This window comes from Cryobacterium sp. Hh7 (assembly GCF_004403155.1).
In the GTDB taxonomy this organism is placed as follows: Bacteria; Actinomycetota; Actinomycetes; order Actinomycetales; family Microbacteriaceae; genus Cryobacterium; species Cryobacterium levicorallinum.
The window spans coordinates 1-8,201 of sequence record NZ_SOHG01000023.1 but is presented as its reverse complement, the minus strand read 5'-3'; the positions used below and the strand labels follow the sequence as shown (position 1 = coordinate 8,201).

The window sequence follows — 8,201 nt, the reverse complement described above, 5'->3', positions numbered from 1 at the left end:
ACTCGCTATACGTAGGACCACTGACCATGACACCATCGTCGCAGCGAAAAGACCTGAAATATTTTTAAACCGCCGGAAACCGCAAAACCCACGCAGAAAGAACCTGACTAGTTACGCAGGGGCTGGCTGGTGCAGGTGGATTGCACAAAATCGACCTCGGGGAATCAACGAACAATGGTGGCGCGAACGGTCGGTCACGTCGCTGGGCTCTGAATCGGTCAGGATTTTTTTGTGGGGGGCCTATGTGGTTCGTCAAGCTGCGACGGGTGATTGGGCTTGATAGATGGTGCCGTCACGGAGCATGGCGTAGAGCACGTCGCAGCGCCGTCGGGCCAGGGCGATGAGGGCTTGGTTGTGGCGTTTGCCCTGGGCGATTTTGCGGTCGTAGTAGGTGCGGGAGACGGGGTCGCTGAGCGCCGCGAAAGCGGAGAGGAACAGCGCTCGTTTGAGGGCTTTGTTGCCTCGCCGCGAGGGATGCTCGCCACGAATCGATGATCCGGAACGCCTGGTGACGGGAGCGAGCCCGGCGTAGGAGGCGAGGTGGCCGGCGGTGGCGAAGTCCTTGCCGGAGACTTCCGTGATGAGTCGGGCGGCTGTTCGAACGCCGACTCCGGGCATGCTGGTGATGATGGGCTCCAGCGGGTGGTCGGCGACGAGCACGGCCACCTCCACGGCAATTTCTGTTCGTTGACGACGGAGGGCGGCGAGTTGCTCGGCGAGGCGTGGCAGCACGGCGCTCGTCGCGTTGGTGCCGCCCACGACAGCGGTCTGCTCGGCCAGGGCTTGGAAGATTTCCTCGGCCAAACGGCGTCCGATTCTCGGGGCGAGCTTGAGCAGGTGCGTGCCGAGCCGAGCCAGGCCGGCGGCTTTCATCGCTGTCGGTGTGGGGTATTTCTGAAGCAGATCCAAGACAGCGGGGTGGTCGAGGTGCGGACCCAGAACCCGCTCAAGGGCTGGGTGGATCTGCATCAGCAGCCCCCGAATCCGGTTGCTCGTCGCGGTCATCTGGCCTACGAGGTCGTCGTCGAATCCGCAGAGCAAAGACAGCTCGGCGACTTGCTCGTCCTCGAGGCGGATTGCCCGCAGAGCGTGTGGAAGCGTCCGGGCCGCTTCGGCGATGATCGCCGCGTCGCGAGCATCGGTCTTCGCTTCGTCGGCATGCAGATCGGCGATGCGCCGCATCGCCAAGCCCGGAAGATAGCCGACGAGGATCCCTTCGGCGTAGGCGACTGCGACGCGCAAAGCGCCCACGGTCTCCGGTTGGTCAACGACCAGGAGCACCTGGCCGCGGAGCTTTAGCTTGCGGATCACTGCGCGGAGTTTTGCCTCGTCATTCGGGAGGGCCTTGTCGTAACGTCGCTTCCCAGCGCGGTCCAACAAGACGGCGTGATGCTCGCTTTTCCCAACGTCAACACCGATGAACACGTCAACGCTGTCGTAGTTCTCAATCATGAGTTCCCCTGTCGGCCATGCGGATCGGTTGGCCTGTCCACGGCATAAAGTCTCGGCATCCACGTTACGTTCGACCAAGAAGAAAGTTCCAGCCGAGCCCCTATTAGCGATCACCCAATATCAGTCAGGCCCGGTGGCAACACCCCCCGGATCATCAACGACTGGGGGCAGCAACCATGCCGGGCCTAACAGGCCAACACCCTCAGAAGCAGAACTTCAAGGGACAGCTACAAGGTAACGGGGGGATCGACTGGCTCAACCAGGGTTCAGGCTTACGGCGCGTCGGGGTGCGGTTTGTGCGGCAGGGCGCTGCGCCAGCTCAGGCCCTGCGCGGCCTTGACCGAACAGATCACCAGCAGCAGCCAGCCGAACTCGAACAGAATCGTGCTCTCCGCCGCGCTGGTCACCAGCAGGGTGACGAGTATGAGCGGCGCCCAGACGTAGGCCAGTGAGCGCTTGTTGGAGGCGAGCAGCCAGGAGCGCACAAAGGCCAGCAGCACCAGGGCGAGAAAAGCGAGAAAGCCGATCAACCCGACCTGAAAGTACACGTCCAGGTAGGCGTTCAGGCCGGTCACGTGCACGCGCCCGGTGGTGAATTCGAGCCAGCCGTAGGGTGTCACGTCCTGCGGCCAGAATCCGGCCCAGCCCCAGCCCTCAAGCGGATGCAGCTCCACCAGCCGCCACATCTCCCTCCAGAGCGAGGACCGCGCTTCGAACTCGCTGCCCGCGTTGAGGGTATCGATGATGGTCGTGCGACCGAGCCAGGCCGCGCCGGCGGCGACGAGGGCCGCGCTCAGGAGGCCGAGCTGCAGCATCCGTCTGCCGGCAACGGGGGTGCGACGCAACCGGTAGAGCGCCAGCGCTGCCACGGTGACGCAGATCGCGACGACGACCACGACAGGGGAGCGGGTGAGTACCAGGCAGATACCGGCCAGCCACATCGAGCCGAGGCCGAGGCTGCGCGGAATCGACCTGGCCCGCAGCTCGACGTAGAAGGTGACGGCGGCGATGAGGGCGATGAGCCCGAAGACGTTGCGGGAGCCGAAAACGCCCTGGATCGGGCCGAACTGGTCGATATTGCCGACCACGCCGAGAAAGGCGATCGGCAGGTCGAGCAGCAGGCCGGAGAGCACTTCGAGCACGATTGAGAGCCCGAGCAGCACGCGCAGCACGTCGCCGGTGGCGCGCACCACCTGAAAGGTGTCGCGCACGAGGGCCACGTAGATGGCGAGGAATCCGACGGTGACCTGGTAGCTGACGCCGATGATGGTCGAGGCTGTGTAGCCGCTCCACACACTGGACAGCGCGCACCAGGCCACGAATACGATGATCGAGATGGGCAGCAGGCCGTGCCACTCCACGATGGGGCGGCGGGCGAGCAGGGAGAGCACGGCGAGAACGACCAGGCCGCCGAGAATGCCGATGAGGCCGGCCCAGCCCATGACGCTGCGCAGCAGATGGGTGCTGAATGCGGTCGCCAGAATAATGAGCGTGAGTACGGCCGCGAATTTCGGCGACGCGAACACCCGGCGCAGGGCTTCGGGCAGGGTGGGCATCCTCTAATTTACCGCGCGCCGGTCACGGCATCGGTCGGGGCGCGTGCTGCTGCCGTTTGGTGACGACGGCGAGCACGATGAGAATCACCCAGCCGCTCTCGATCAGCATTCGGCTCTCGGCCACGCTCTGCGCGATCAGCGCGGCGAGCAGCAGTAGGGGCAGCAGCGCGGAGACGGCGAACGGTTCGGTGTCCTCGATGCCGAGGCGCGGCCGGTCGACGGCGAGGAACCAGGCCCGCCAGAGGGTCGAGAAGACCAGGGCGGCGAACAGAATCACGCCGATTATGCCGAGCTGCAGCCACACGTCGAGCCAGGCATTGTGCGCCTGCAGGTAGGTGACGCCCTTGCGCACGGCGAGGTCGTTGAACGGTTCCACCCACGGCACCCAGTAGCTCACCCAGCCCCAGCCGAAGACGGGGCGTTCCTGGGCGAGATTGGTGACGCTGGCCCAGATGTCGAAGCGGCCGGTGAGATCCTCGCTGCGGCCGAGCAGCCCGAACAGCTGCGACGAGAACAGCGCGAGGGCCGCTGCCACTGCCAGAACGGATGCCGCGGCCACGAGATACAGCGGCCGCCGGTGCTGGTCGTGCACTCTGCGCGCCCAGAGGGCGAAGAGCAGGGCGGCGACGACGGCGACCAGCGAGACGGTGACCGTGGCGGAGCGGGTGAGCAGCAGCATCCCGACGGCCAGGCCCAGCCAGACCAGGCCGGCGTTGCGCTTGACGATGCGGGCTCTCAGTTGCACGGTGAACACGATGATGGCTGTTAACGCGATAAATCCGAGCAGGTTGCGGTTGGCGACGATGCCCTCGATCGGGCCGCCGGTGAGCAGCAGGCCCTGTGACCAGTAGAAAGCGTCGGGAACCTTGGCGTTGCCGTAGTCGACGAAGAACGGCAGTACCGGATTTCGGATGACGACGGCGACGAAAAGCTCGAATACGAGGCCCAGCGCGAGTACCCAGCGCAGGGCGCCGGCCAGGGTGCGCAGCAGCTCCGGCCAGGTGAGGGTCACGGCCAGGAACAGGGCGGCGAGGGTCGTGATGAGTTGCAGCGTGATTCCCAGAGCGGATGCCCCCGGGTAATACGACCACGCGATCGACAGGGTGGCCAGCAGCAGGAAGGCGGTGATGGTTTTGGGAAATTTGCGCCAGTTCAGCGCGGGGGCGAGGGCAGCTTGGTAGGTGTTGCCGCGGGCGATGTCGCGGTCGGTGGGGGTGTCGTCCTGGGCTGGTGGGGGCGCTGCGGTCGTTGAAATCGCGGCTGCGCCGTCGGCATGTACCGGGACCGAGGCTTCCGTGCCAGCGTGTGAGGAGACTGCGGACGCGTTCGCGGGGGCTGCGTTTAGGCGGGTTGCTGCGGCTGCGTTGTCGGTTGCCCGGCGGCAGGCTTTGTGGCGCTGGGTGTTCAGGCCGATGATGCTGCCGATCACCACGATCACGGCGATGGCGCCGAAGCCCCACCAGCCGCCGAGGTTGCGCCAGAACTGGCCGGCCAGAACGGTGAACCAGACGAAGGTCGCGAAGAGTCGAATGACGAGGCGACTCTGCACGGCGGACATGGCTTCAGATTACCGGTGTTGCGCGCCAGGTCACGCGAGAGCGCAAAAAGTGCCCGATTGGAGGGCTCAATCGGGCACTTTTTGCGCTCTCGCGGGACGAGGGGGACGAGGGGAACGAGGGGAACGAGGGGGACGAGGGGACGGGGCTACTCGGCGTGGCCCTCGGCGAGGTAGGCGAGGCGGCGCAGGGTCTCCGAGTTGCGGTAGCGGATGGCCAGATCGCTCAGGGTGGTGGGAACGAGGCGCGCTGGGCCGGCGACGACGTCTTCGGTCATGCGCACGAGGCATCCGTTTTGGTGATCGTGAACGTCGATCGACACGTGCGCCTCGCCAATCGGCCAGCCGCGGGCCTTCAGCATGGCGTGGCGGGGCGCCTGCCATTCGAGCACGGATGTGGTGTCGTCGAGCAGGGCCGGCCAGACGCCGACCGAGTGGTGCAGGCGGCTGCCGACCGCGGGCCAGATCGCGTCGACGTCGCGCATGCGGCTCGCGCCGACGACCCAGGTGGGGTAGAGCCATCCGTTTTCGAGCACAGCAAAGACCTGCTCGGGAGTGCAGCGGAATTTTCGATAGTTCACAGCCATCGGGTCTCCTTCGGTTTGTCGCGAGAGCGCAAAAAGTGCCCGATTGGAGTGCCCAATCGGGCACTTTTTGCGCTCTCGCGGGTTGTTAGGGGGAGAGGGTGGGGGGTTCCTCGATGCCGTACTCGTGGCGGAGGGCGCTGAGGGCGGCGCGGTAGCCGCACATGCCGTGCACGCCCGGGCCCGGAGACGTTGACGAGGAGCACAGGTAGACGCCGGGCAACGGGGTGTGCCACGGGTCGCCCGAGAGCACCGGACGGCGGAGCAGCTGCGGGAGGCTGATCGCGCCGGCCGCGATGTCACCGCCGATGTGGTTGGGATTGTGGTTCTGCATCTGCGCGGCGGTCTGGCTGGCCGAGGCCAGAATGGTGTCGCGAAACCCGGGGGCGAAGCGCTCGATCTGCCGGGTGATCTGCTCGGTCTGGTCGCGGGTCGAGCCAGCCGGCACGTGTGTGTAGGCCCAGAGCACGTGCTTGCCGGCGGGAGCGCGGGTGGCGTCGAGGATGCTCGGCTGCGCGGCGAGCACGTAGGGGGAGTCGGCGTGCCGGCCGCGGGCGACGGCGTTTTCGGCGCGGGCCTGGTCGGCGCGGGTGCCGCCGACGTGCAGGGTCGGCGCTCGCCGCAGGTCCGCGGCGGTCCAGGGCACCGGTTCGGAGAGAGCGAAGTCCACCTTGGCGACGGCGTTTCCGTAGCGAAACCGTGTCATGGCGGCCGCGTAGCGGTCGGGCAGGGCGCCGGCGGTGAGGCCCACAAGGGCGCGGGGGGTCACGTCGAGCAGCGTCACGCGTGCCGGCGGCAGCTCTCGGAGACTTGCGATGTCGGCATCCGTTATTATTTCGCCGCCGTGCGCGAGCAGGTCGTCGGCGAGGGCCCGCACGATGGCACCGCTGCCGCCGGTAGGAATCGGCCAGCCGCCGGCGTGCGCGTGCGCCGCGAGCGTCAGCCCGGCGCCGGCGGTCGTGGGGCTCGGCAGCCGCCCGATCGAGTGCGCAAACGTGCCGGTGAGCAGCGCCGGGGCGGTTTCCCCGGTGAAACGCCAGTTCCACGCCGGGCTGCCCTGCTCCAGCGTGCGCAGCCCGAAGCGGGCCAGCGTGAGCGGATGCCGCGGCACGCGCAACAGCGCATCCCCGGTCAGCTCGGCGATCGCTCTGATCTGGTCGACGAGCGGCCCGAGCAGGTTCAGCCAGGCCGGGCCGTCACTGCCGAGGCCGGCGGCAGTCCGTTCGATGTCGTGCCAGGCCACGCCCGCCCGACCGCCGGGCAGCGGGTGCCCGTAGGAGATCTCCGGAACCCTGAGTTCGATGAGATCCTTGAGGCCGAATTTTTGAAAGAACTCGGAGGCCAGCGCGAGCGGGTGCACGGCGCTCCCCACATCGTGGTGGAACCCGGGCAGGGTGAGCTCGGCGGTGGCCGCCCCGCCGCCGATCTGAGGATTGCGCTCGTAGACCCGCACTTTGAGCCCGGCGCGGGCGAGCGTGACCGCCCCGGCGAGTCCGTTCGGGCCGGATCCGACGACGATCGCGTCGAGTTCCTGGTCGGTCGTCACGCCGGGCCGTGCACGTCAAGTGTCATTCCGACACCGTAGCCCGAGTCGGGCGGACGCACACCCTGCGCGGGCATCCGCTCGCGTAGCTAACGCCGGTAAATTTGCGGCACGCTGCCTCAAACGGATTGCGGTGACCCGGCGTGTCGCAAATTCTGCCGGTTTTACGGGCGGCACGGGTCAGACGAACGCGGCCTGGCCCGTGATGGTGCGACCCACGATGAGCGTGTTCATCTCCTGGGTGCCCTCGTAGGAGTAGATGGCCTCGGCGTCGGCGAAGTGCCGGGCCACGTTGTACTCGAGGGTGACTCCATTGCCGCCGAACAGCTCCCGGCACCAGGCCACGGTCTCACGCATGCGGCTGGTCGTGTAGGCCTTGGTCAATGCGGAGTGCTCGTCGCGCTGCACGCCCTGATCCTGCAGCTGCGACACCCGCACCACCATGCCGAGGCTGGCGGTGATGTTGCCGAGGCTCTTGACCAGCAGGTCCTGCACGAGTTGGTGCCCGCCGATGGCCTTGCCGAACTGCACGCGTTCGTGTGCATAGGCCACGGCCGCGTCGTAGGCGCCGATGGCATTGCCGACGGCCGCCCAGGACACCTCGGCGCGGGTGGCCCGCAGTACTTTCGCGGTGTCCTTGAACGAGTTGGCGTTCTGCAGGCGCAGGCTTTCGGGAACGATCACGTCGGTCAGCACGATGTCGGCGTTCTGCACCGCGCGCAGGCTGATCTTGCCCTCGATTTTGGTGGCCGTGTATCCGGCGGTGTCGGTAGGAACGATGAAGCCCTTGACCTGATTGTCGGCCGTGTCCTTGGCCCAGATGATCGTCAGGTCGCTGAAGGTGGCGTTGCCGATCCAGCGTTTGGCGCCGTTCAACGTCCAACTGTCACTGCTGCGGGTCGCGGTGGTGCGAAGGCCCTGCGCTGCGTCGGAGCCGCTCAACGGCTCGGTCAGCCCGAACGCCCCGACGATCTCGCCGGAGGCCAGGCGCGGAATCCACTCGGCGCGTTGCTCGTCCGAGCCGCACGCTTCAAGGGTGCCGGCGGCGAGACCGTTCTGCACGCCGACAAAGGTGGCAACGGATGCGTCGACTCGCGCCAGTTCCAACGCCACGAAGCCGCGGAACACCGCCGAATTCTCAAACGGTTTCGTCGATTCCCAGCCGAAGGAGTACATGCCGAGCTCGGCGAGCGGCTTGATGACCTGGGTGGGAAATTCGGCGCGATCCCAGCATCCGTTTGCGATCGGCCGCACCTCCTTTTCGAGGTAGGCGCGCAGCTTCAAGATGGCGGCTTGCTCGGGCTCGGTGAGCAGGTCTTCGTAACCGAAGAAGTCGCTGCCGAGTAGTTCAAAGGTCATGGTTGCTCCGTTGCATAGACTGCGGCCGACAGGCGACCGGTGAATTGCCGCCAGCCTAGCGGGAGTTTCCTAGCTATTTCCGGAACGCCAGATTGCGCTGAAGTCAATTCCAGTGCTGGTCTGGCGTTCTTCGGCGTGGTGGCGTGACTTTT

At 66.6% G+C, this 8,201-nt stretch carries 6 protein-coding genes; all 6 read right to left on the bottom strand.

Going from position 1 to position 8,201, the window contains the following annotated elements; all coding sequences use genetic code 11:
* Window positions 1-252: 252 nt before the first annotated feature.
* The 6 genes from E3T43_RS08705 to E3T43_RS08680 all read right to left on the bottom strand — a co-directional run bounded on the left by E3T43_RS08705 (window position 253) and on the right by E3T43_RS08680 (window position 8,049).
* A complete protein-coding gene (locus tag E3T43_RS08705) occupies window positions 253-1,452 on the bottom strand; it encodes an IS110 family transposase (protein WP_134472156.1) in 1,200 nt (399 codons plus the stop codon).
* A 272-nt stretch (window positions 1,453-1,724) separates the two neighbouring features.
* Window positions 1,725-3,008, bottom strand: coding sequence for an O-antigen ligase (locus E3T43_RS08700; RefSeq protein ID WP_134472154.1), 1,284 nt, complete (start codon window positions 3,006-3,008; stop codon window positions 1,725-1,727).
* A 22-nt stretch (window positions 3,009-3,030) separates the two neighbouring features.
* Window positions 3,031-4,566, bottom strand: coding sequence for an O-antigen ligase (locus E3T43_RS08695; RefSeq protein ID WP_134472152.1), 1,536 nt, complete (start codon window positions 4,564-4,566; stop codon window positions 3,031-3,033).
* Between the two features lie 146 nt (window positions 4,567-4,712).
* On the bottom strand, window positions 4,713-5,150 hold the full coding sequence (locus E3T43_RS08690) for an SRPBCC family protein (RefSeq protein ID WP_134472150.1): 438 nt from the start codon (window positions 5,148-5,150) through the stop codon (window positions 4,713-4,715).
* Window positions 5,151-5,235: 85 nt separating this feature from the next.
* Entirely contained in the window at window positions 5,236-6,693 is a 1,458-nt protein-coding gene (locus E3T43_RS08685) for an NAD(P)/FAD-dependent oxidoreductase (RefSeq protein ID WP_134472148.1), read from the bottom strand.
* Window positions 6,694-6,870: 177 nt separating this feature from the next.
* The gene (locus tag E3T43_RS08680) at window positions 6,871-8,049 is read right to left on the bottom strand and encodes an acyl-CoA dehydrogenase family protein (protein ID WP_134472146.1); all 1,179 of its coding nucleotides are present in this window, start codon (window positions 8,047-8,049) and stop codon (window positions 6,871-6,873) included.
* Window positions 8,050-8,201: the final 152 nt, after the last annotated feature.